The organism is Actinomycetota bacterium (assembly GCA_030776625.1).
Lineage (GTDB): Bacteria > Actinomycetota > CADDZG01 > CADDZG01 > WHSQ01 > MB1-2.
Genome location: JALYHL010000003.1, coordinates 167,797 through 190,509 on the forward strand (window position 1 = coordinate 167,797; position 22,713 = coordinate 190,509).

Sequence of the window (22,713 nt, forward strand, 5' to 3'; positions counted from 1 at the left end):
CTAGTAACGCCAGCCGGGGCGGAGCAGATGATGCGGTCGCTGCGGCCGGCCTCCGAGCAAGAGGATCCCAAGGGCGCCGAACACGAAACCACCGACGTGTGCCATCCAGGCGACGCCGCTGTGTTCGCCGACCCCGGCGATGTCGGGACCGCCGATCAAGAACTGATAGACGAACCACAACCCGAGCACGACGAACGCGGACATCTGGATCACGGTCCAGATGATGACGATCGGCACCAGGACGTTCACCTTGTGGCGCGGGAACAGGATCAGGTACGCGCCCATGACCGCGGCTACCGCGCCCGACGCCCCGACCGCCGGCACGTACTGGCCGATGCCGCCGCAGCCCTGGGCCGCGCCGCCGAGGCAGGCCTGGACCGCGTCGGAGGGCAGCGCCTCCAAGCGAAGCGTCCACAAGACGTGGGCCAATCCCGCCGCGAGCCCGCCGAGCAGATAGAACGCCACGTACTTCACCCGTCCGAGGTAGTCCTCGATGTTGTTGCCGAAGACCCACAGGAACAGCATGTTGCCGCCGAGGTGGAGGAACCCACCGTGCAGGAAGGTCGAGAACAGCAACGCCCACACGAACTCCGACAGCGTGGGCTCGGCGATCTCCGGGGGGAAGAAGTCCGCCGGGCATTCGTCGGCGAGTTGGCAGGGAACCGGAGCGTTCTCGTAGAAGTACTGCGTCGCCTCGGGACTCGTGCCGAAGCCAGGTTCCACGAAGAAGAAAACCAAGACGTTGATCGCGATGAGAGCGATCGTGACGACGGGGAAGTTCCTGGTGGGATTCGCATCCGAGATCGGGATGAGGGCGAGCACCGGGGGAGTATAGGTTCCGAGCACCAACGAACCAGGGGGGAGGTACAGCGTGCTCGACGAGCTTCGGCGCGTCGCGCTTTTCAGCTCCGGTGTAGCCGAGCTCACCAGATACCGCGCCGAGCAGTTGGTGAAGGACCTCGTCAAAGCGGGGGACGTCCGGCGCGAACAAGCCTCGACGATCGTCCGGGATCTGATGGAGACGTCGAAGTCGAGCCGCCAGGAGCTGATCCGCTTCATCCGCTCCGAGATGCAGACGCAGGTGGGAGCGCTTGGCTTGGCCGACCGGCGCGAGGTGGATCGACTGGAACGGAGGGTCGCGCGTCTGGAGGCCGAGCTCGCGGCGGCGAGATCCTCGACACCGTCGGGCCAGAAGACGACCTCGAAGAAGAGCACGGCGAAGAAGGCGGCGGCGGGCGGCCCGCGCAAGTCCACCGGTACGAGAACGCCCGCGAAGAAGCCCACGGCGAAGAAATCCACCGCGAAGAGGTCGACGGCCTCGAAATCAACGTCTTGATGGATCCTCATCGTCATAATCGAGTCATGGCTGATGACACCTTGGATCTGACCGACGACATCGCTGCTGCCGCGCTCGTCGAGCTCGAACGTGGAGCCGGGTCGGGCGATGAGGCGCGGCTCCAGATCCTGGAGGAGCTTTATCGCTCTCTCGAAGGACACCTCGACGCATCTGGATCAGACGCGCTCAGGTAGGGGCCTCTCCTCACAACGTCTGACCCGCTCGTGAGCAAGCCGGCGCGCCTCGACGCCGAGCTCGTGCGGCGAGGGCTCTTCCGCTCGCGTTCCGAGGCCAAGCGGTCGATCGACGCGGGACGTGTGTTGGTGAAGGGGCTTCCGGCGGATCGTGCCGCGACCCTCGTCACCCCGTCGGACCCGATTTCGCTGGCGGAGGAGGCGCCGCGGTTCGTATCGCGCGGAGGAGAGAAGCTCGACGGCGCGCTCGCTCGCTTGCAGGTAAAGGTCGAGGGGCGGCGATGGCTCGACGCCGGGGCCTCCACCGGAGGCTTTACGGATCGGCTGCTGCAAGGTGGTGCCGCCGCGGTGGCCGCGGTCGACGTCGGGTACGGGCAGTTGGACTGGAAGCTCCGCAACGACCCTCGCGTCGTCGTGATCGAGCGGACGAACATCCGCTTCCTCCGGCGCGGCGACCTCCCCTTCGCGCCGGATGGCGTAACCGCCGATCTTTCTTTCATCTCGCTTACCGTTGTCTTGCCCGCGCTGGCCGCCGTCGCGGGGGATGGCTGCGACCACGTGTTGATGGTCAAGCCTCAGTTCGAGGTTGGGAGAGAAGCCGTCGGCAGAGGAGGCGTGGTGCGGGATCCGGACCTGTGGCGAGCCGCGGTCGAAAAGGTGGTGATGGAGGCGCGCGAGCTTGGGCTTGGCCTCGTAGGTGTGGCTCCGTCGCTGCTTCCGGGACCGGCGGGGAACCGGGAGTTCTTCGTGCACCTGCGAGCGGGTCGCGAGCCGGACCCGGACGCCATCGACCGAGCCATCGCCGAGGTGTCCGCGTGACGATCAAGCGGCTTTCTCTAGTTACCCACGATGGCAAGCCGGCCGCCGTCGAGATGCGCCGCGTCCTGACCGAACTGGCCGCCGCGAAAGACATCTCGATCCAAGACGACGATCCCGATCTCGTCGTCGCGCTCGGAGGGGACGGAACGGTTCTTCGCGCCGCTCAGGTCGCTCACGCGGCCGACGCGCTGCTGCTCGGGATCAACCTGGGCACGATGGGCTATCTGACTGAGGTGGAGGGGGATGCTCCCGCAGACGCGCTCGAGTGGGTCCTGCGCGGCGACTTCGAGGTGGATGCGCGCATGATGTTGCAGTGCGAGCTCATCACGGGCAGCGAAACGCGCGAGTTCGTCGGGTTGAACGAGGTCCTCGTGGAGCGCGCGTCCCGTCGACGGCTGGTCAGGCTGGAGGTGACGCTTGGCGGAGAGTCGCTGGCGGCTTTCAACGCCGACGGGCTGATCGTCGCGACGCCCACGGGGTCCACCGCTTACGCGCTCAGCTCCGGCGGACCGATCGTGTCGCCGCGGGCCGCCTGCCTCGTCCTCGTGCCGGTGAACGCGCACATGATCTTCTCGCGCCCTTTCGTCCTGTCGCCCGACGAGACCGTCGAGATCCGGCTCGGTGAGGAGGGGCAGACGGCCTCGCTCGTGCTGGACGGCGCGGAAGGCTGTGATTTCACCACCGGATCGACCATCCGCGTTCGCCGCCACCCTCAGCCGCTGAGATTGGTGCGGCTGCCGGGACCCGGATTCGTCCAGAGGTTGCGGACGAAGCTGGACCTTCCGCACTGAGGCTCGCGACCGCCCAAACCTCCCGGCCACGCGGTGCTCCCCGTAGGATTCGCGGGTGCTGAGAGAGCTGATCGTTGAGAACCTCGGCGTGATCGAGCGAGCCGAGCTCGAGCTGGACCCGGGCGGCAGCGCTCTCACCGGAGAGACCGGAGCGGGCAAGACGCTGCTGGTCTCTGCGCTGGGGCTCCTCCTCGGCGGCCGCGCCGACCGTTCTCTGATCCGGCATGGTGCCGCCGCAGCGCGCGTGGAGGCGCGCTTCCACCTTGTAGCGGGACACCCCGCGCTTGCTGCTTTGGAGGATCAGGGCCTCGTGGAGCCCGGCGACATCGAGGTCGTGATCTCGCGCACCATCGCCGAAGCCGGCGGAAAGGTGCGGATCAACGGGCGTCTCGCTGCGGCGTCGCTGCTCGCGGAGGTAGGGCCTCTTCTGGCGGAGATCGCAGGGCAGCACGAGCAGCATCGGCTCGGCTCCAAGCGGTATCAGCTGGAGCTGTTGGATGCGTACATCGGCGGCGACGCGTTAGGACTCGCGCGGGAGGTCGCGGAAGCTGTCCGGCAGGCCAGCGCCGCGCGCAGGACGGTCGACGAGCTCGAGACGGGAGCGCGCGAGAGGGAACGAGAGCTCGACGTCCTCCATTACGAGATGCAAGAGATCGAGGCGGCAAGCCCCGGCGCGGGCGAATCGGACGAGCTTCGCTCGGAGGCGGCGCGCCTGGAGCACGCGGAGGCGATAGCGGCGGCCGTAGCCGTGGCTCGCGCCGCGTTGGAAGACGAGGGAGGCGCGCTCGACCGCCTGCGCGAGGCAGGCGTCGCTCTCTCGCGGGTGACCGACCGCGACCCTTCGCTGGAGCCCTTGGTCGCGCGGCTCGACCCCGTCGTGGTCGAGCTGGATGACGTAGCCCGCGACCTCGCACACTGCCTTCCCTCTCTTGATCCGGACGCTCTGGAGGTGGTGCGGCAGCGACTCGCGACGTTGACACGACTGCAACGCAAGTACGGTGTCGACGACGCAGACGTGCTGGCTTATCTCGAACGCTGCAGAGCCCGCGCCGCGTCGTTAGAGGGCGCGTCCTCGGACATCGACCGGTGCGTGGCGGAGGCGGAGAAGCACGAGGCTCGTGCCCGTTCTCTGGCTGAGGAGCTGTCACGGCTGAGGGCCGCGGCGGCACCGCGTCTCCAGAAAGAGATAGAGGACATCCTCGGCTCCCTCGCTATGGCGGGCACGCAGATACAGATCGCGCTTCAACCCGCGGAGCTGTACGAAGGCGGGCTCGAGACGGTCGAGCTGCGCGCTGGTTCCGCGGGACATCCTCCACGGCCCATAGCGAAGGTCGCGTCGGGGGGTGAGCTGTCGCGCATCGCGCTTGCGCTCAGGCTCGCGACGGGACGAGGGACGCCTTCGGCTCCAACCGTCGTGTTCGATGAGGTCGACGCCGGGATCGGTGGCGAGGCAGCGCGGGCCGTCGGGCGGGCGCTCGCCGATCTGGCGCGTGGGAGCGGCATCCAGGTCTTGGTGGTCACGCACCTTCCTCAGGTCGCGGCATTCTTGAACTCGCACCATCGGGTCCAGAGGGTGCTGTCGGGCGGCGCGGCATCGGCGACGGTCGAGCCTTTGACCGGCAAAGCCAGGGTCGAGGAGCTCTCGCGCATGCTCGCGGGGCTCCCTGAGAGCGACACCGCGCGCGAGCACGCGCAGGAGCTCTTGGAAGTCGCGGGCAGAGCGTGAAGAAACTTCTCGGCCGCGACAGCCCCGACGTCGTCGACGGCGCGATCCGCGGTCGCGCGCGCGTCGGCAGGAGGACCAAAGACCTAACTCACACGCTGCAGCCGGGTGACATAGCGGTCATCGACCACGAGGACATAGATCGCATCGCCGCCGAGGGCCTGGTCGCCAAGCAGGTGAAGGCGGTGGTGAATGCGTCGCGCTCGTCCACCGGGCGGTACCCGAACCTCGGCCCCCTTCTTCTCTGCACGGCGGGGCTGCACGTGATCGACGAAGCGGGTTCGGATGTCATGAACATCGTCGACGGGACGAAGGTCGTGTTGCAGGGCGGTCGCATCCTGCGGATGAACGGCGACGGCGCGATGGAGATAGGCCGCGGCAAGGTGCTGACCGTCGAGGAGGCCGAGAAGACCCTCGATCTGGCGAAGCAGTCGATCGCAGTCGAGCTGGAGCGGTTCGCAGAGAACACGATCGGCTACATAAAAGACGAGCGAGACGTGCTGCTGGAGGCGGCCCGACTCCCGGAGGTGAAGACCGACTTCCACGGCCGCCATGTGCTCATCGTGGTGAGGGGCTACGACTACAAGGACGATCTCGCGGCCCTCGGCGCTTACGTGCGGGAGGTCCGGCCTCTGCTGATAGGGGTCGACGGAGGGGCCGACGCGCTGATGGATGTGGGCCTGAAGCCCGACATGATCATCGGCGACATGGACTCGGTCACGACGCAGACGCTGTTGTCGGGGGCCGAGCTCGTCGTCCACGCTTACGCGGGAGGACATGCCCCCGGGCTGGAGCGGATCGAGGCCCTCGGGCTGCACGCGGTCCCGTTCGAGGCGTCGGGGACTTCCGAGGACATAGCCATGTTGCTCGCCTTCGAGCGTGGTGCGGAGCTGATCGTCGCGGTGGGGACGCATGCCAACCTGGTGGAGTTCCTCGACAAGGGCCGCAAGGGCATGGCGTCGACCTTCCTCGTGCGGTTGCGGGTCGGGCCGATCCTGGTGGATGCGAAGGGCGTCGGGAGGCTCTATCGCGGCCGCGTACGACGGTCCGATCTCGCGCTGTTCATTCTTGCCGCGCTGCTGACGGTGGCGATCGTCATCACGTTGTCGCCGGCGGTGCAGCTGGACCTCAGGATCTACTGGCAGACGTTCCGAGACCTGCTCTTCGACCTCCGCCAGAAGATCTTCTAGTGATCGATTTCCGGTACCACCTCATCTCTCTGATGGCTGTGTTCCTGGCACTCGGCCTCGGCATCCTCATGGGGTCGGTGGTGCTGAGCGAGAAGTACGTCGAGCGACTCGAGGGCCGCGTCTCGAGGTTCGAAGAAGAGCTGGAGGGGCGCCGAGAGGAGGTCGGTCAGCTGAACGACCGCATCGAGGCTTTCCAGGAGTTCGCCGCCGAATCGCAGCCGCGGTTGGTGGAGGGAGCGCTGGCCGGGCGCGAGGTGGTCGTGTTCGAGCTCGACGGGACGGACGAGCAGCTGGTGGATGGGCTGGCGGAGACCATCGAAACGGCGGGTGGCACCGTCGTCTCCACCATCACGCTCACCGACGCCTTCACTCTCGATGACCAACCCGAGCGGGATCAACTCGCTCTCCTGCTGGGGTCCCCGTCGGATGACGCGGCCCAGCTTCGCGAGGAGCTCGGGTCGCAGCTTGGCAACCGCGCGGCGGCGGCAGCGGCCGAGCGCGTGGACGCGGAACGCGGAGGTGCCGCGGCGCAGCGTTTGGCGGTGTTCCTCGAGGACCTGCGGGACGCCGAGTTCGTGGGCGTGAGCAGCTTGCAGGACGGAGCGGTGCCCGCGGGCGCCGCTTTCGTGATCGCGGGCGGGTCCGCGGAAGATCCGGGCGAGGGCGCGGTCCCGCTTGGGCTGAGCCTGGCGTCGGGCCTGACGGAACTCGAAGCGCCGGTGGTCGTCGCGGAACCGACCACCAGCGCCTGGGGTCTTGCTGCCGCCGTCCGGGATGACGGGGCGCTTGGCGCGGCGGTATCTACGGCGGATCATGCCGAGACCGTTCCCGGGAGGGTGGCCACCGTGCTCGCGCTGGACCTGACGATGGAGGGAGCAACGGGGCACTACGGCACGCGCGACGGTGCCACTGAGGTCCTGCCTCCTCCAACGCCTCGCGCCTGAGCTCGCTCGCTTGACTGGCGCCGGCTCGTTAGCTCGAGGCGCCGCGGTGATCACCGCGGCGACCGCGCTGTCGCGTGTCACCGGGTTCGTTCGCGTCATCGTCGTCGCCGCGGCGATGGGCACGACGTTCCTGGCGAACACCTACCAGACCGCGAACACCGCTCCAAACATCATTTTCGAGCTCGTTGCTGCAGGCGTGCTCACCTCGGTGTTCGTTCCGACCTTCGTCGACTATCTCGTCAAGGGCGAGGAAGAAGAGGGGTGGGAAGCGGCGAACGCCTTGGCGTCGGCCGCTCTGGTCGTCCTGGTGCTGATGGCGGTGTTGGTTGCTCTCGCAGCGCCCCTGATCATGCGCCTGCTGACGGTCGGCGTTACCGACGAGGCCTTGCGCAACGACGAGATCGCGCTCGGCTCCAGCTTCTTACGGCTGTTCGCGCCACAGATCGTCTTCTACGGCGCGGGGATGATCATGACCGCCGCGCTGCACGCCCGCCGGCGCTTCGCGCTGCCGGCGGTGGCGCCGATCTTCAACAACATCGTCGTGATCGGCGTATACCTGGGCTACGCGGCGATGCGCGGCGACGATCCTCCTACCGTGGGGGGTATCTCAGGCGCCGAGGTGTTCCTGCTGGGCGCGGGCACGACTGCTGGTGTGGTCGCCATGACCGTCGTCCTCATCCCGCAGCTGAGGCGGCTCGGGTGGAGGTTCGCGTTCCGCGTCGATATCTCTCATCCGGCAGTGAGGCGAGGAGCCCGGATCGGCGGGTGGGCGCTCGGGTACGCAGGGGGATACCAGGCGGGACTGATCGTCGTCCTCTTGTTGGCGAACAAGGTCGAGGGCGGCGTGGCCGCGTACCAGTGGGCTTACACCTTCTTCTATCTGCCACATGCTCTTGTCGGGATCCCCATATTCCACGTGTTGTTTACGGCCATGTCGGAGCACGCCGCGCGCAAAGAGAGCCTCGAGTTCCAGGATCGTCTGGGCGACGGGCTCGCGATGTTGTTCTTCCTATTGCTCCCCATCGGCGCGTTCGTACTGGTGGCAGCAGGGCCGCTGACGCGGCTGACGTTGCAATACGGGGTGATGACGGACGCCGGCGCGGAGCAGGTGGCGCGTGTTCTCGGCGCGTTCGCGATCGGTCTTCCGACCTACTCGGCGTTCCTGGTCTTCACGCGTGCCTTCTATGCGCTCGGGGATGCCAAGACGCCCGCCCTCGTAAATGCTGTAGCGGTGGCGGTCGCGAGCGCCGTGGGCGCGGCAGCGTTCTTCGCGTTGCCGGACAGCTATTCGGTCGCGGGGCTGGCCCTGGGACATTCCGTGGGTTTCGCGCTGGCGCTGTGGGCGCTGGCACGCCGCTTCTCTGCGCGGTGGGGGGACGCCGGTGGGCGCAGCCTGCGGACCGCCGTCGCCCGAGCCGCGGCGATGTCTGCGGTGGCGGCGGCGATGATGGCGGCGACCCAGGCCGTCGTGCCCGAAGGTGGGAAGCTCGCGTCGGCGGCGAACGTCGCCGCGGTGGCGGCGGCGGGAGCGGTGGTCTATCTCGCCGGAATGGTGGTTCTCCGTTCGCCCGAGCTACGCCGCGTCCGTCGCCTCGTCGTGAGGTCATCCCGGTGACGCGCGTGCTCCAAGTGCTCGGACGTTCTGCGGGAGGCATAGCGCGGCACGTGTCGCAGCTCGCGGGCGCGCTCGACGGGCGGGACGGGCTGACGATCGACGTGGCGTGCCCGCCAGACCTCCCCATCCCGATGCCGAAGCCGTCGCTGGACCTGGTCGTTCCCGATGGGCTCCGCGGCCACGGGCCCGCGATCGCGAAGCTGCGCGGCCTGGTGAAAGAGCACCGGTACGACCTGGTCCACGCCCACGGGCTGCGAGCGGGGATCGACTCCGCTGTGGCGGCGCGTGGGCTTGCGCAGGTCGTGGTGACAGTGCACAACCTGGTTCGCGATGACATCGCGGGACGCCGCGCGCCCATCGACCGACTGGCGGAGCCCGCGGTGGTCCGCTTGAGCGACAGGACGCTCGCGGTATCGAGGGACATAGCCGCTCACCTGGTCGCTGCGGCGCGTTCTTCCGCGCACAAAGTCGAGGTTCTGTATCTCGGGGTGGGGGATCCTCCGCAGGTTCGGCGAGCGACGGCGGAGGTCCGTGCCGAGCTCGGCCTCCGATCGGCCGACCGCTGCTTGTTGGTGACGGTGGCACGACTCGCGCCCCAGAAGGCGCTTCCGGTCATGTTCGAGGCCGTAGCCGGGATGAGCCCCCGCCCCCTGCTCGCGGTCCTGGGCGAAGGTCCGCTGGAGGGCGAGCTTCGCGAGCGGGTTGCGGACCTGGCCCTCGAGGAAGACGTCCGCTTCCTCGGCTTCCGAGGCGACGTCGCGGATGTAGTCGCGGCCGCTGATGTCTTCTGCCTCTCCTCGACATGGGAGGGCGTGCCGCTTTCGGTTCAAGAGGCGATCCTGCTCGGCACCGTGGTGGTAGGTACCGACGTCGGCGGGATGAGCGAGGTCATCACCGACCGCGAGACCGGGCGGCTGGTGGCGGCGGGCGACTCCGCCGGGCTGCGGGCTGCCGTCGCGGAGCTGTGTGGTTCACCAGAGCTGAGGGAGCGGTACGCGACCCGAGCGCGCGAGGCGCTCGTCGAGAGGTTCTCCACGACCGCGATGTTGCAGCGTCTGAGCACCCTTTACCGGGACGGCGTCCATGCGACTTAGGGGAGCGGCGGCGGTAGCGCTCCTCAGCGCAGCAGTGGCGTTCACCGCCGCGCCCGCGAGCGCTCAGGAGGGTTGCTCACGCGCCGTGATCTTCACTCTGCCCACCGTGACGTGGGAGGAGGTGATGGCGGTGCAACCGCCGACCCTGCTCGAGCTCGCCGCACATGGAGCGGTCGGCTCGATGTCGGTGCGTACGAACGCGTCCGTTACCACCTACGCTTCGGGCTTCGCCACGATCGGCGCGGGAACGCGCGTCGACGTCCCGCTTGGATCCTCCCAGCCTTATGGAGCACAGCATGCCGGCCTGCAGCCGGTGACCGTTCCGGGCGTGGAGGCGATCGACGAGCTGGCGGCGGAGGAGGGGTACTCCGTCGCGCAGCCGGGTGCGTTCGGAGAGGCGGTCGCCAATGAAGCCCGCACGGCTGCGGGAGGCATCGCCGCGATCGGTAACGCAGACGTAGGCGCTCCGCCCCCGCGTCCGTTCGGCTTCGCGCGCTATACGGCGCTGGCCGCGATGGACGCTTCAGGCGAGGTTGCCCTGGCCGCCACCGGGAGCGACCTCCTCTCGCCCAGCACGGGCTCGCCGTACCGGGTTCGGACGGACGACGAGGTGATCCGCCGCTACGTCGACGAAGTGCTGAACGACCCGTGCGCGGTGGCGGTGATCGACCACGGAGATCTGATCCGCGCCGATCAGCTCTCCGCTGCCGCCGTCAACCCCGCCCTGCACGCGGACGATCGTCGCGAGGCGTTGCTCGCCGCAGACGACCTCCTTGCAGAGGTCATCGAGGCGTTGGACCCAGCCCGCGATCTGCTCGTCGTAGCGGCGCCGGCCTCACCGCGCTGGGATCGGGACATCCACTTCGGAGTCGCGGTCGTCCACGGTCCCGGGTTCGCCGCCGGTAGCTCCTTGATCTCCCCTTCTACGCGGCGCCACGGCATCGTCACACTGCCCGACATCGCCCCCACGGTCCTGAAGCATCTAGGCATCCCGAGGCCGACCTCGATGCTGGGACGCGCCTTCGCTGCGGAACCGGCGTCCTCGGTCGAGGCTCGGGTGGCGGATGCCGTAGACCTCGACCGCGAGGCGGTCTTCATCGACCGCGTTCGGACACCGGTCTCAACGGGGTTCGTGCTGTTCCAGCTGCTGGTCTACGCGGCCGCGGTGTTGGTGCTGACGCGATCGATGAGGAGTAGGGGAAGAGGGCGGTCCCGGGGCGGCACGGCTCTCCAAAGTGCCGCGCTGTTGCTGGCTGCGTTCCCGTTGGCGACGTATCTTGCCGGGTTGATCCAGGGCTACCGGATCGGCGCGCTCGCATACGGCGCCCTGTTGATCGGGGTCGCGGTGGTTGTCGTCGTGGCGGTGAACCTCGCGGTCCGCGCACCCTTGGATCGACTGCTGGTGGTCGTGGGATCGACCTTCGCCTCCCTGATCGTCGACCTCGTCCTCGGTGCGCCCCTTCAGCTCAACACCGTCTTTAGCTACTCGCCCATCGTTGCCGGTCGCTTCGCGGGGATCGGGAACATCGGCTTCGCGATCCTGTCGGCAACCAGCCTGCTGACCGGCGCATTGATCGTGCACAGGTGGGGCGCCACCACGCGGTCCCTCACCTTCGTCGGGGCGATCTTTGCCCTCACGGTCGTCGTCGACGGCGCGCCGCAGTTCGGTAGCGATGTGGGCGGCGCGATCGCGCTGGTGCCCGGGCTCGGGATCGCGTGGCTGCTGCTCGCCGGCAAGAGGCCTACGTGGCGGGCGCTCGTGGCCGCGGCGGCCGGCGGCGTCGTGGTGTTGGCGCTGTTCCTGGCCCTCGACCTATCGCGACCGGAGGAGTCGCGGACGCACCTCGCCCGGTTGTTCGAGGATGTGAGGAGCGGGGGCGGGAGTGTCTTCGCGGATGCGATCATGCGCAAGATCCGCACGAACCTGAGGGTGCTGGGGTCCACGATCTGGACGTTCTTGGTCCCCCCGGCTCTCATGCTCCTCGCGTGGCTGTTGCTGCGGCCGCGCTGGCAGTGGCTGTCGCGCACTTACCCGAAGGTACGAGCGGGGCTGCTGGGAGGCCTGGTGATGGCCGTCCTCGGGTATGCCGTGAACGACTCCGGCATCGTGATCCCGGCCATGATGTTCTCTTATCTCGTGCCGGTGGCGGTTGCCCCGCTGTCTGAGACAGCCGGTAACGCGCATGAAGGAACGGCTGCATGACGATCGAGCACCTGGCCACGTTGATCGCGGCCGCGGTGGCCGGCTATGGATGCGCCTGGGTCGTGACGCGCCGCGTGCTCGCGAGCCCTCCCGCTGCGCTCGTTCGAACCAACGTCAATGGGCGGGCGGTTCCGGCTGTGCTGGGCGCTCCTATCGTCGCCGCGGGCCTCATCGTCCTCGCGGGCCTCGCTGCGGTAGCCGCCGCCGGGTGGTGGCCGGTGCCGGCGGGACGGATCGCTCTCGCCGCAGGTCTCGTGGTCGTCGTGCTGGCGGGCGCCGGTCTCGCGGATGATCTGCGAGGGGATGAGGTCGACCGCGGTTTCGCGGGGCATCTCTCTGCCCTCAGAGCGCGACGCCTGACCGGCGGGGTGGGCAAGATCCTCGCGGGCGCGCTGGCAGGAGCCGGGGCTGGCTTGTTGCTATACGCACATGATCTCGGCAGCGCGGCCGCCACCGGGCTGCTGGTCGCACTGACGGCGAACGCGATCAACCTCTTCGATCGCGCCCCAGGCCGGGCCGGAAAGGTGGTGCTCGCGCTGGTGACCCCGTTGATGGCGCTGGGCCACGTGCAGTGGTCGATCGCGGTTGCGGGCGCGGTCGGCGCGTTGCTCGTCTGTCTGCCCGTGGATCTCGCAGAGCGAGGCATGCTCGGAGACGCGGGCGCGAACGCGCTCGGAGGGGCGGCGGGGCTTGGCCTCGCAGTCTCGTTGGACAACGGTGGCCGCTGGATCGCCGTGACCCTCCTCCTCGCCCTGAATGCCGCTTCCGAGCGGTGGTCCTTCTCAGAAGCGATCCGCAGGACGCCGTGGCTGGATGCGGTCGATCGGATAGGGAGGAAATGAGCCGGGGGGCCCGGCGCGCGTGCTAGCTTGGGACGACTTCCCCCCGAAGCCTGCCGGCTGGTCCGGCGTGTTGTTGTTTTAGGGGGTCGTCACCGTCGTTCGGCCATGCGAGGACCTAGAGCAGCGGTCCAAGGGAGGGATGGGACAGGTGGCGAAGCACGTTTTCGTGACGGGTGGCGTGGTCTCGAGCCTCGGAAAGGGCCTGACCGCCGCCTCGGTCGGACGACTTCTCAAAGAGCGCGGGCTCCGGGTCATGATGCAGAAGCTCGACCCCTACATCAACGTCGACCCCGGCACCATGAACCCCTTCCAGCACGGCGAGGTGTTCGTTACAGAGGATGGCGGCGAGACCGACCTGGACCTCGGGCACTACGAGCGCTTCATCGACGAGAACCTCTTCCGCGCCTCCAACGTGACCACGGGGGCGGTCTACTCGAACGTGATCGCGAAGGAGCGTCGCGGCGACTTCCTCGGAGACACCGTTCAGGTCATCCCACACATCACGAACGCGATCAAGGAACGGATCCGCTCGCTGGGGGAGGACTCGGGCGCGGACGTGCTGATCACCGAGGTCGGCGGAACCGTAGGTGACATCGAGTCACTGCCGTTCCTGGAAGCGATCCGCCAGCTGCGCACGGAGCTCGGCCGGGACGAAACCTGCTACATCCACGTGACGCTGGTCCCCTGGATGGGCCCGGCCGAAGAGCTGAAGACGAAGCCGACGCAACACTCGGTCCGCGAGCTGCGAAGCATCGGCATCCACCCGGACGCGATCGTGTGCCGCTCCGACCGGCCGATCAGCCCGGGGTTGAAACGGAAGGTCTCGCTGCTCTGCGACGTCCACACGGACGCCATCGTGTCCGCCGTGGACTCGAACAACATCTACGAGATCCCCCTCGTGATGCAGGCCGAGGGCCTCGACGACATCGTGGTGGATCGCCTGCGGCTCGAGGTGCAGGGGGAGCCCGACATGGCGCAGTGGCGCCAGCTCGTTTCCCGTATCGATTCTGCGACCGACCAGGTGCGCATCGGGATCATCGGCAAGTACGTGACGTTGCCGGACGCTTATCTGTCGGTGGTCGAGAGCCTCAAGCACGCGGGGTTCGCTCATGACACGAAGGTCGACATCGCCTGGATCGCCGCCGATGACCTGGAGACGGCAGACCTGCATCAAACGTTGGGGCACCTAGACGGCATCCTCGTCCCGGGCGGCTTCGGCGTGCGGGGTATCGAAGGCAAGATCCAGGCTGTCCGATACGCCCGCGAGAACGGCATCCCCTTCTTCGGCATCTGTCTAGGGCTCCAGTGCGCCGTCATCGAATTCGCCCGGGCCGTGGCGGGGCTCGACGCCGCCAACTCGTCCGAGTTCGACGCCACCACTCGATTCCCAGTGGTGGACATCCTGGCGGGACAGGACCTCGATCGGATGGGCGGAACGATGCGCCTGGGGGCCTACCCGTGCAAGTTGAAGCCGGGCTCGAAGGCGGCGAGGGCTTACGCCGCGGAGCTCGTGTACGAGCGCCACCGCCACCGGTACGAGGTCAACCCCCGGCTGCGCCGGAAGCTGGAAGAGGCGGGACTCGTGTGCTCCGGTGAGTCTCCGGACGGGACCTTGGTCGAGATCATCGAGCTGGCGGATCACCCCTGGTTCGTCGCGGGGCAGTTCCACCCCGAGTTCAAGAGTCGTCCCGATAGGGCTCACCCGCTGTTCCGCGACTTCGTGGGGGCAGCTCTGGCTGGACGTGCGGCCGGCGGCCGCGTCACCGAGGTGCGGGTGGACGAGACCGCACCGGCTTCTTCCTAGCGGAAACGTCTAAGGTCTAGCCTCATGAGGGTCGGGGTTCCACGCGAGCTGAAGGACAACGAGTACCGCGTCGCGATCACTCCGGCGGGTGTGCGCGAGCTGGTGGTGTCCGGTCACAGCGTGATCATCGAGCGCGGCGCAGGGCTCGGCTCGAGCATCCCCGACACCGACTTCGAGCGCGCGGGCGCAGCGATCGTGCCCGATGCCGACACCGTCTTCGGTGAGGCTGAGATGGTGCTGAAGGTGAAGGAGCCGATCCCCGAGGAGTTCCACCGGCTGCGCGACGGCCTCATCTTGTTCACGTACCTGCACCTCGCTGCTAGCGAGCCTGTGACACGCGCTCTTATGGAGTCGGGCACCGCGGGCGTGGCGTACGAGACAGTCGAGCTGCCCGATCACTCCCTTCCCCTGCTGGCTCCGATGAGCGAGGTCGCCGGACGCATGGCGCCACAAGCCGGAGCCAAGCTGTTGGAGAGAGAGCATGGGGGCCGGGGGGTGCTGCTGGGCGGCGTCTCGGGTGTTCGCCCCGGCCGCGTGGTCGTGATCGGGGCCGGGATGTCCGGCATGAACGCGGCCTGGATCGCACAGGGCATGGAGGCCGAGGTCGTGATCCTCGACAAGAACATCAACAAGCTCCGAGACGTGGACCGGATCCACCAGGGGAAGATCCTGACGCTCGCGTCGAACCGCCTTGCGGTGGAAGAGGTCGTGACCGAGGCTGACCTGGTCATCGGGGCGGTTCTGGTCCCGGGCGCCGTCGCGCCCACGGTCGTGACGGAGGACATCATCAAGGAGATGAAGCCCGGCTCGGTGGTGGTCGACATCTCCATCGACCAGGGCGGCTGCTTCGAGACCTCGCACATGACGACTCATTCCGACCCGACATACGTGGTCCACGACGTCGTGCACTACTGCGTCGGCAACATGCCGGGTGCCGTCCCTCACACCTCTACGTACGCGCTGACGAACGCGACGCTTCCTTATGTGGTGGCGCTCGCCGACCATGGTCTGGCCGGGGCGGTTCGACTCGACCCCGCCTTGGCGAAGGGGGTCAACGTCCTCCAAGGCCAGATCGTGTACGAGCCCGTGGCGGAGGCCCACGGGGTTGCCTCTGTGGCACTCGAGTCCCTTATCTAGAAGCGGCGTCTTCGATGGGGGTCGAGACCGCCTCGCGGTGGATCGATGAGTTCCTCACGTACCTGCGCTTCGAGCGAGGTCTCGCGGACAACACGATCTCGGCGTACCGAAGAGACCTGGCCGTGTGGCAGAGGTTCTGCGAGGGGCGCGGGATAGCGGCCGATGCCGCCTCCGGGGACGATCTCACTCTCTACCTCGAACACCTCCGATCCAGCGGTGTCGACGGCGGGTCTTACAGCGCGTCGTCCGTCGCCCGGATGCTGGTCTCACTGAAGGCATTCCACAGGTTCCTGGTGCGCGAGGGGCACTCGCAGTCCGACCCAACCGCCCGGGTGGGCGCGCCGAAGAGGCCGCGCTCTATCCCGAAGGCCATCGCTATCGACGAGATCGAGCGATTGCTCGAGCTGCCACCCAGCAACAACCTGGGGCGGCGTGACCGCGCGATCCTCGAGTCCCTCTACGGCGCCGGCCTACGGATCTCGGAGCTCGTCAACCTCGATGTCGACGATGTCGACCTCGACGAGGGTTCGGTCCTCATCAGAGGCGGTAAGGGCGGGAAGTCGCGGCGAGTTCCGATCGGCCGAGCGGCGCGCTCGGCGATCGGGGACTATCTGACGGCAGTGCGGCCCAGCCTTTCCCGTAAGGCGCTCTCACCGGGTGCCGCCTTGTTCCTCAACGCGCGTGGAGGCAGGCTCAGCCGGCAGGGCTGTTGGAAGATCTTGAGGCGCTACGCTGAGCTGGCAGGTATGGAGGATCGCGTCTCGCCGCATACCCTGCGACACTCGTTCGCCACCCACATGCTCGACGGGGGTGCGGACATACGGGTGGTGCAGGACCTACTCGGTCACGCGAGCCTCGCGACGACTCAGGTCTACACGCTCGTGAGCGACTCGAAGTTGCGGGAGGTCTACTACTCCTCCCATCCGCGGGCTCGAACCTGAACATAGGCACGAGGGGGACAACGATGGAGCAGGAACAGTTGGAATCGGCACGCGCTCGGCTGGAGGCCGAGAAGACGGCGGTGGATAGGCAGCTTCTCGACCACGGCGTCGAGCTGGAGGGCGACGAGAACATCTCCGTCGACGGACACGAGGGCTTCGCCGATTCTGCGCAGGTGACGGCAGAGCGCTCCCAGGAGATCACGCTCGTGGAGCAGATGAGGAGCCGCCGGGCGGACATCATCGTGTCTTTGGAGAAGATCGCGGAGGGCACCTACGGAACCTGTGATCGTTGCGGGAGCGCGATCCCTCCGGAGCGGCTTGAAGCCGTCCCGACCGCGACCCTCTGCGTGGGGTGCAAACAGAAGGGGGGCTGACGCCCGGGTGTCGTTTGAGCCGCTCCGCGCAGTAGGTCTGATCGTTCTCGACTCTGTCGGCGTGGGCGAGGCGCCCGACGCCGCGGAGTTCGGAGACGAGGGCTCCGCGACTCTGCCTCACGTCGCCGAGGCCGTCGGGGGCCTGGCTCTCCCGAACCTCCAGCGGCTGGGCCTCGGGAACATCGTCGACATAAAAGGCGTCGAGCCGAGCGACGCGCCCCAGGGCAACTATGGCTCCATGGTCGAGCGGTCCCCCGGCAAGGACACCACTACGGGGCACTGGGAGATAGCCGGCGTGATCCTGGATCGGCCGTTCCCGACCTACCCGGACGGGTTCCCGGCGGACCTGATCCAGGCGTTCGAGCGCGAGGCGGGAACCGGCTCGTTGGGAAACGTCGCCGCCTCGGGGACCGAGATCATCGAGCGCCTCGGTGCGGAACACCTACGCACCGGTCACCCGATCGTCTACACCTCAGCCGACAGCGTCTTCCAGATAGCCGCCCACGTGGATGTGATCCCGCTCGAGAGGTTGTACGAGCTGTGCCGGATAGCGCGCGAGATCATGAGGGGACCGCACGAGGTCGGGCGCGTGATCGCACGGCCCTTCCGCGGCACGCCCGGAGCGTTCGTGCGAACCCCGGACCGGCACGACTTCTCTGTTCTACCTCCGGCAGCCACGGTTCTGGACGAGATCTCGGCGGCGGGCCTCGAGGTGCGAGGTGTCGGCAAGATCTCCGACATCTTCGCCGGCCGCGGCGTCACCTCATCCCGGCCTACGCTCTCCAATGCGGACGGGAGTGTCGCGGTCGCGGACGAACTCCGCGCGGTCAGGAGCGGGTTGGTCTTCGCGAACCTCGTGGACTTCGACCAGTCCTTCGGGCACCGCAACGACCCGGCCGGCTACGCACAGGCGCTGGCGGAGTTCGATTCGTCGCTGCCGGCGATCATGACGGCGCTGGGGCCGGAGGATGCTCTGTTCATCACGGCGGACCACGGGAACGATCCCACGACCGCGTCGACCGACCATTCGCGCGAGGTGGTCCCGCTGCTTGCGGTGGGGGACAGGTTGCATCGCGGCGTGCCCATCGGGCGACGAGGAAGCTTCAGCGACCTCGGCGCCACGGTCGCACAGATGCTAGGGGTCCCAACCAGCACGCCGGGCGAATCCTTTGCTCGGCTGCTGCTGCGCTGACCCAACGCCTCTGCCACCGTCTACGCGACCGACTCCGCGCTTACAGAGTCGCCTCGAGCCGGGGCGGGGGCTCCCGCGCGGTCAGCGGCCGGGCCGTGCCGCCGCCACGGTTCGCCACAACGATTTCCCCAGACAGGCACTCGGAAGGGGAGGAGGTCCTGCGTCTTGTGATCTCGTCCTGCCCACCGAGCACAGCGGGGCGCCCGCGGGTCGGCGAAGGATGCATCCGTTTTGGTCGCGGGTCGCGAAGAGTTTTCCTTGTGCCGCCGCAGTGGCGCGGGTAACGTCCGAGGCGCCTAGCAACTTGTAGATAAGTTTCCTTAGACATTCCCGGAGGTGCCATGGAGGAAGGACGCGTGGCAGAGACCGACGTCACCGAGCCAGACGCGGCAAAGGCCGGCTCCGCGGCGCCCTCGGCGGCGGGATCGGTGACTGCGACGACGCCGCCGCCTGGATCTTCACCTGGCTTTGGCCCCGCGTCTCGCCAGGGCCGGATCATCGCCCTGGCGAACCAGAAGGGCGGCGTGGGCAAGACCACCACGACGATCAGCCTCGGCGCGGCCTTGGCCGAGCTGGACCGAAGCGTGTTGCTGGTGGACTTCGACCCCCAAGGTGGATGCGCCCTCGGCCTCGGGATCGAGCCCGGGAGCCTGGATCTGTCGGTCTACAACGCCCTGCTCGATCGCTCCTGTGCCGTCGAAGACGTGGTCTTGAAGACGTCGGTGCCGAACCTCGAGCTCTTGCCGTCGAACATCGACCTCTCGGCCGCGGAGCTGCTGCTGGTGCAGGAGGTAGCGCGGGAGCAAACCCTGATGCGGGTGCTGGCGCCCCTAAGGGTCAAGTACGACTTCATCCTTATAGATTGCCCGCCGTCACTAGGCTTGCTCACGATCAACGCTCTGACCGCCGCGGACGGGGTCATCGTGCCGCTGGAGTGCGAGTACTACGCCCTCCGGGGGATGGCGCTACTGATGGACTCGATCGAGAGGATCCGGGAGCGACTGAACCCGCGACTTCAGATCGACGGCATCCTGGCCACGATGTTCGACAACAGGACCGTGCACAGCCGCGAGGTCCTGGAGCGGGTCGAAGATGCGTTCGGATCCTGGATCTTCGACACGAAGATCCGAAAGACGATCCGGTTCGCAGAGGCTCCGGTGGCGGGGGAGCCGATCCTGACCTACGCCCCCACCTCGACCGGTGCGGCCGCCTATCGGAAGCTAGCCATGGAGGTGATCAGCCGTGTCTCGTCGCGCGAGCTTGCCCGGAGCTGAAGAGCTCTTCCGCAGGACCAGCGGTGGAGAGCGCAGCCGCCCGGAGGCGGAGGAAAGACCACAAGAAACTAAGTCGACAAAGCTACAAGTAGCCGCTCCGGAGGCGCCGGAGCCCTCTGCGCCTGCTCGTCGCGCTCCTCGGCATGACGAGAAGATCACCTTCTATTGCACCAGCGACGACCTCATGGGCCTCGAGAGGGCGAGATTGAAGCTGCGAGCGGAGCATGGCATCGCAGCGGACCGAGGCAGGATCGTTCGCGCCGCCCTCGCTTACGTGCTCGAGGACTTCGACGCGCGCTCCGACGATTCGATCCTGCTGCGTCGCCTGAGCGACTAAACAGTAAGGCTCTACCTCACGCACAGATGGGCGCTGTGGGCGCCGGCGGCCCGTCGACACGCACGGCCGCAAGGGGAGAGGTGGGCCTCGATCGGCGTCTGTCCCCACGGGGTCCTTCTGCACTCCGACCGGCCGGCCGTGTGGAGCACCAGTGGCGGCCTCGCGTCACGAGCCTGTGCAGAGCCGCAGGGGCGACCATGAACAGAGTCAACAAATCAACAGAGGAACTTATCTCCAAGCTGACGTGTCCCCCCGTCTGTCTGGCGACGGGCCCAGCTCAGCGGCATCATCACCTAGTTGACTTGTAGTTCTGTATCCGAATAGGTAAGTACTCAAATCACTATAGAGACGACCCCGCGGTGGGCGGCGCAAGGGACCGACCGGTCGGTGGAACCGCGTCGGGGTCGGGTCAGACGCGAATTCGAGACCACGGGGCTTTGACCGCAGGTACCCGCTTACGGTGGGCCGACACGCGACACCAGCTCGGCGTCCCGGATCGGGATCGCCTGAGGAGAGCTAAGCCTCACGTATACGTCCAGGTCTCGTTCCTCGCGTTGGACGGTCGCCTTCCACCCGCGCAGGCCGGGGTGGAGGACCGGCCCGGGACACTCCGGGCGCAAAACCGAGGCGCCCTCCGGAACCCGACCCGGTCCTCTTCCCCATAGAGATCACCCCTCCCCGGACGCAGACCTCTGCAACGGCGGAGGGGCGGCCGTTTACGAGCGGAGGCGGCGGCGTGTACGGGTTTGAGCGGGCCGTCGTGGAGGGCCACGTCGTCGATAGCCGAACCAACAAGGCGCGTGGCCCGGAACGGAGAGAGGCCGGCGCCGATCAGGCGCCCGCCGAGCGTGACGGCGATGCCCGCGCCGGCCGCCCGGAGCGGGGGCCGCCTCGCGATGGCCGTGCCGCCTGCCCGGAGCGAGCCCTTCAGGCGCCCGCCGACCGTGTTCCAGCGATCCCCGGCCGCCGCCGCCGGGGCGGGGTGGCGCCTGGGCGTACCAGCTACGGCCGCGGCGCCCCCGTGCTTATCGCATCATCGACTTGTCGACCTGTAGATAAGTCTCCGGGTCAGCTCGGCAGGTAGGTCAGGCCGGTGAGGGTGCCGACCACCCGGATCACGAAGTCGATGATCGGGTCGAACAGCGTGCGCGGTCCTAGGAAGACCACCACCAAGAGGATGAGGAAGCCGTAGCGGTCGAGGAAATAGATGATCTTCTGCTTGCTGGGCGGCAGGAAGATCGTCAGGAGGCGCGACCCGTCGAGCGGCGGGACTGGAATCAGGTTGAACACCGCCAGGACCGCGTTGATGAAGATGAACTGCTGCAGGAAGAGGTCGAGGAACTGAAGCTCCGGCCCGAGCAGGGACAAGCGGTACAGGAATCCGCCCAAGATGGCGAGCAGGATGTTCATCATCGGCCCGGCCAGCGCGACGATCGCGGCGCCGAACCGGCGTGACGACAGCGCCTCCGGGCGGAACTCCACGGGCTTACCCCACCCGAACCCGGCGATGAAGATGAGGACGGTGCCGAGCGGGTCCAGGTGCCGTAACGGATTGATCGTTAGTCGTCCCATCGCGCGAGGGAGCCGGTCCCCCTGAAGATCTGCCGCGAGCGCATGCGCGTACTCGTGCAGCCCTATAGCGACCACGAGTGCGCCCGCGAGCAGGACGAACGCAATCAAACCGGGGAGGCCGCCCTGGAGCAGCCCGAGGGGGCCTGACATCATGGGCCGGTATTGTAGGCGCCTCCTTCGAGTCCCTCTCCATCGGGCCTCGTCCAGCGCGCAGTGGGGGTCAAGCTCAACTTGATAGTTAGCCAGAAGAAGCGATTGTTCAGCGGGATCCAGCCCACGGGCGAGGCCCACATCGGCAACTTCTACGGCGCGATCAGGAGCTGGGTGTCCAACCAGGACGCGCACGAGGCCTTCTATTGCATCGTCGACCTGCACTCGATGACGCTTCCGTGGGATCCCGACGAGCTGAAGCGGGCGACCCTTGCAAAGGCGGCGGAGCTACTGGCCTGCGGCATCGACCCCCAGCGCTCGGTCCTGTTCGTGCAGTCGCATGTAGCGGCCCACTCGGAGCTCGCGTGGATCCTCAGCTGTGTCGCCCGGATGGGGGAGCTCCGCCGGATGGTGCAGTTCAAGGAGAAGTCGAAGGGCGAGACGGAGTCAGTGGCGGTCGGGCTCTTCACCTATCCCGTCTTGCAAGCCGCAGACGTGTTGCTCTACCGGGCGCACGGGGTCCCGGTGGGTGAGGATCAGAGACAGCACGTCGAGCTGATGAGAGACATCGGGCAGCGGTTCAACAACCTGCTGGGAGAGACCTTCGTGCTGCCCGAGGCTTGGATCCCTTCGACCGGAGCCCGAATCATGGCTCTGGACGACCCCACGCAGAAGATGAGCAAGTCGGCGGAGCGACCTGGTTCGGTGGTCCAGCTTGTCGACCCTCCGGACGTGATCGTAAAAAAGGTGAGGTCCGCCGTCACCGATTCGGGCCGCGAGGTGCGAGCGGCCGAGGACAAGCCGGCGATGTCGAACCTTCTCTCGATCTTCTCCTTGGCCAGCGGCACCGCTGTGGCTGAGCTCGAGGAGCGCTTCGGGTCCAGCGGCTACGGCGAGTTCAAGGCGGCCCTGGCGGAGGTGCTGGTCGAGACGCTGGCTCCGATCAGGCAGCGCTACTCGGAGCTGATGGCGGACGGTGCCGAGACGCAGCGTCTGCTGGCGGGCGGAGCCGAGGCCGCGGCTGCCGTCGCTGAAGACACGATGGCGGACGTGAGGTCCAAGACGGGGCTGGTGCCTCGCGGGTAGAGAACCGCCGGCGGCCAGTCGCGCAGGCCGAACGCCCCGGGGCGTCCCACCAGGGCGCGTGCCGCCGGCTCCGGCGGATTTCCGGCGCACCGGGC

Annotated in this window: 21 protein-coding genes; 19 read left to right on the top strand and 2 right to left on the bottom strand. The window is 67.6% G+C overall.

The annotated features are described in order from the left end of the window. On the bottom strand, positions 1–822 hold the full coding sequence (locus M3N53_06940; GenBank protein ID MDP9068065.1) for a rhomboid family intramembrane serine protease: 822 nt from the start codon (positions 820–822) through the stop codon (positions 1–3). 49 nt (positions 823–871) lie between these two features. Between M3N53_06940 and M3N53_06945 the strand changes: the two genes are divergently transcribed. The 18 genes from M3N53_06945 to M3N53_07030 all read left to right on the top strand — a co-directional run bounded on the left by M3N53_06945 (position 872) and on the right by M3N53_07030 (position 19,810). Continuing rightward, complete coding sequence (locus M3N53_06945) at positions 872–1,336, top strand: hypothetical protein (protein MDP9068066.1); 465 nt, start codon at positions 872–874, stop codon at positions 1,334–1,336. A gap of 26 nt (positions 1,337–1,362) precedes the next feature. Further along, complete coding sequence (locus M3N53_06950; GenBank protein ID MDP9068067.1) at positions 1,363–1,530, top strand: hypothetical protein; 168 nt, start codon at positions 1,363–1,365, stop codon at positions 1,528–1,530. A 30-nt stretch (positions 1,531–1,560) separates the two neighbouring features. Continuing rightward, on the top strand, positions 1,561–2,349 hold the full coding sequence (locus M3N53_06955) for a TlyA family RNA methyltransferase (GenBank protein ID MDP9068068.1): 789 nt from the start codon (positions 1,561–1,563) through the stop codon (positions 2,347–2,349). Beyond that, entirely contained in the window at positions 2,346–3,140 is a 795-nt protein-coding gene (locus tag M3N53_06960; GenBank protein ID MDP9068069.1) for an NAD(+)/NADH kinase, read from the top strand. The genes M3N53_06955 and M3N53_06960 overlap by 4 nt, the downstream gene beginning before the upstream one ends. A gap of 55 nt (positions 3,141–3,195) precedes the next feature. Continuing rightward, complete coding sequence (recN, locus tag M3N53_06965) at positions 3,196–4,866, top strand: DNA repair protein RecN (protein ID MDP9068070.1); 1,671 nt, start codon at positions 3,196–3,198, stop codon at positions 4,864–4,866. Continuing rightward, positions 4,863–6,053 (top strand): putative cytokinetic ring protein SteA, encoded by a 1,191-nt coding sequence (gene steA, locus M3N53_06970; GenBank protein ID MDP9068071.1) that lies wholly within the window; start codon positions 4,863–4,865, stop codon positions 6,051–6,053. Before recN ends, steA begins: the two co-directional genes overlap by 4 nt. Further along, the gene (locus M3N53_06975; GenBank protein ID MDP9068072.1) at positions 6,053–6,997 is read left to right on the top strand and encodes a copper transporter; all 945 of its coding nucleotides are present in this window, start codon (positions 6,053–6,055) and stop codon (positions 6,995–6,997) included. The genes steA and M3N53_06975 overlap by 1 nt, the downstream gene beginning before the upstream one ends. Before the next feature lie 46 nt (positions 6,998–7,043). After that, complete coding sequence (gene murJ, locus M3N53_06980) at positions 7,044–8,612, top strand: murein biosynthesis integral membrane protein MurJ (GenBank protein MDP9068073.1); 1,569 nt, start codon at positions 7,044–7,046, stop codon at positions 8,610–8,612. Further along, positions 8,609–9,706, top strand: coding sequence for a glycosyltransferase family 4 protein (locus tag M3N53_06985; GenBank protein MDP9068074.1), 1,098 nt, complete (start codon positions 8,609–8,611; stop codon positions 9,704–9,706). Before murJ ends, M3N53_06985 begins: the two co-directional genes overlap by 4 nt. Further along, the gene (locus tag M3N53_06990; GenBank protein MDP9068075.1) at positions 9,696–11,909 is read left to right on the top strand and encodes a hypothetical protein; all 2,214 of its coding nucleotides are present in this window, start codon (positions 9,696–9,698) and stop codon (positions 11,907–11,909) included. The genes M3N53_06985 and M3N53_06990 overlap by 11 nt, the downstream gene beginning before the upstream one ends. Continuing rightward, positions 11,906–12,751, top strand: a complete 846-nt coding sequence (locus M3N53_06995) for a hypothetical protein (GenBank protein MDP9068076.1) — start codon at positions 11,906–11,908, stop codon at positions 12,749–12,751. The genes M3N53_06990 and M3N53_06995 overlap by 4 nt, the downstream gene beginning before the upstream one ends. Positions 12,752–12,899: 148 nt before the next feature. Next, a complete protein-coding gene (locus M3N53_07000) occupies positions 12,900–14,555 on the top strand; it encodes a CTP synthase (GenBank protein MDP9068077.1) in 1,656 nt (551 codons plus the stop codon). A 24-nt stretch (positions 14,556–14,579) separates the two neighbouring features. Further along, the gene (gene ald / locus M3N53_07005; protein ID MDP9068078.1) at positions 14,580–15,692 is read left to right on the top strand and encodes an alanine dehydrogenase; all 1,113 of its coding nucleotides are present in this window, start codon (positions 14,580–14,582) and stop codon (positions 15,690–15,692) included. 14 nt (positions 15,693–15,706) lie between these two features. Then, positions 15,707–16,633 carry a site-specific tyrosine recombinase XerD gene (gene xerD, locus M3N53_07010; GenBank protein MDP9068079.1) on the top strand — a complete coding sequence of 309 codons (927 nt, stop codon included), beginning with the start codon at positions 15,707–15,709 and terminating at the stop codon, positions 16,631–16,633. Between the two features lie 23 nt (positions 16,634–16,656). Next, on the top strand, positions 16,657–17,007 hold the full coding sequence (locus tag M3N53_07015; protein ID MDP9068080.1) for a TraR/DksA C4-type zinc finger protein: 351 nt from the start codon (positions 16,657–16,659) through the stop codon (positions 17,005–17,007). Positions 17,008–17,014: 7 nt separating this feature from the next. After that, positions 17,015–18,199, top strand: coding sequence for a phosphopentomutase (locus M3N53_07020; protein MDP9068081.1), 1,185 nt, complete (start codon positions 17,015–17,017; stop codon positions 18,197–18,199). Positions 18,200–18,555: 356 nt separating this feature from the next. Next, complete coding sequence (locus M3N53_07025) at positions 18,556–19,473, top strand: AAA family ATPase (GenBank protein MDP9068082.1); 918 nt, start codon at positions 18,556–18,558, stop codon at positions 19,471–19,473. Continuing rightward, complete coding sequence (locus tag M3N53_07030) at positions 19,442–19,810, top strand: hypothetical protein (GenBank protein MDP9068083.1); 369 nt, start codon at positions 19,442–19,444, stop codon at positions 19,808–19,810. Before M3N53_07025 ends, M3N53_07030 begins: the two co-directional genes overlap by 32 nt. Before the next feature lie 1,068 nt (positions 19,811–20,878). Here the strand turns inward: M3N53_07030 and M3N53_07035 are convergent. Beyond that, positions 20,879–21,535, bottom strand: a complete 657-nt coding sequence (locus M3N53_07035; GenBank protein ID MDP9068084.1) for a site-2 protease family protein — start codon at positions 21,533–21,535, stop codon at positions 20,879–20,881. 60 nt (positions 21,536–21,595) lie between these two features. On the opposite strand from M3N53_07035, the gene trpS reads away from it, so the two are divergent. After that, positions 21,596–22,618, top strand: a complete 1,023-nt coding sequence (gene trpS / locus M3N53_07040) for a tryptophan--tRNA ligase (protein MDP9068085.1) — start codon at positions 21,596–21,598, stop codon at positions 22,616–22,618. The last annotated feature ends 95 nt before the right edge of the window (positions 22,619–22,713 follow it).

Coding starts and splice junctions, on each gene's coding strand:
- M3N53_06950 (MDP9068067.1), top strand. CDS start 1,363: ATGGCTGATGACACCTTGGATCTGACCGACGACATCGCTGCTGCCGCG.
- M3N53_06990 (MDP9068075.1), top strand. CDS start 9,696: ATGCGACTTAGGGGAGCGGCGGCGGTAGCGCTCCTCAGCGCAGCAGTG.
- M3N53_06995 (MDP9068076.1), top strand. CDS start 11,906: ATGACGATCGAGCACCTGGCCACGTTGATCGCGGCCGCGGTGGCCGGC.
- ald (MDP9068078.1), top strand. CDS start 14,580: ATGAGGGTCGGGGTTCCACGCGAGCTGAAGGACAACGAGTACCGCGTC.
- xerD (MDP9068079.1), top strand. CDS start 15,707: ATGGGGGTCGAGACCGCCTCGCGGTGGATCGATGAGTTCCTCACGTAC.
- M3N53_07015 (MDP9068080.1), top strand. CDS start 16,657: ATGGAGCAGGAACAGTTGGAATCGGCACGCGCTCGGCTGGAGGCCGAG.
- M3N53_07035 (MDP9068084.1), bottom strand. CDS start 21,535: ATGATGTCAGGCCCCCTCGGGCTGCTCCAGGGCGGCCTCCCCGGTTTG.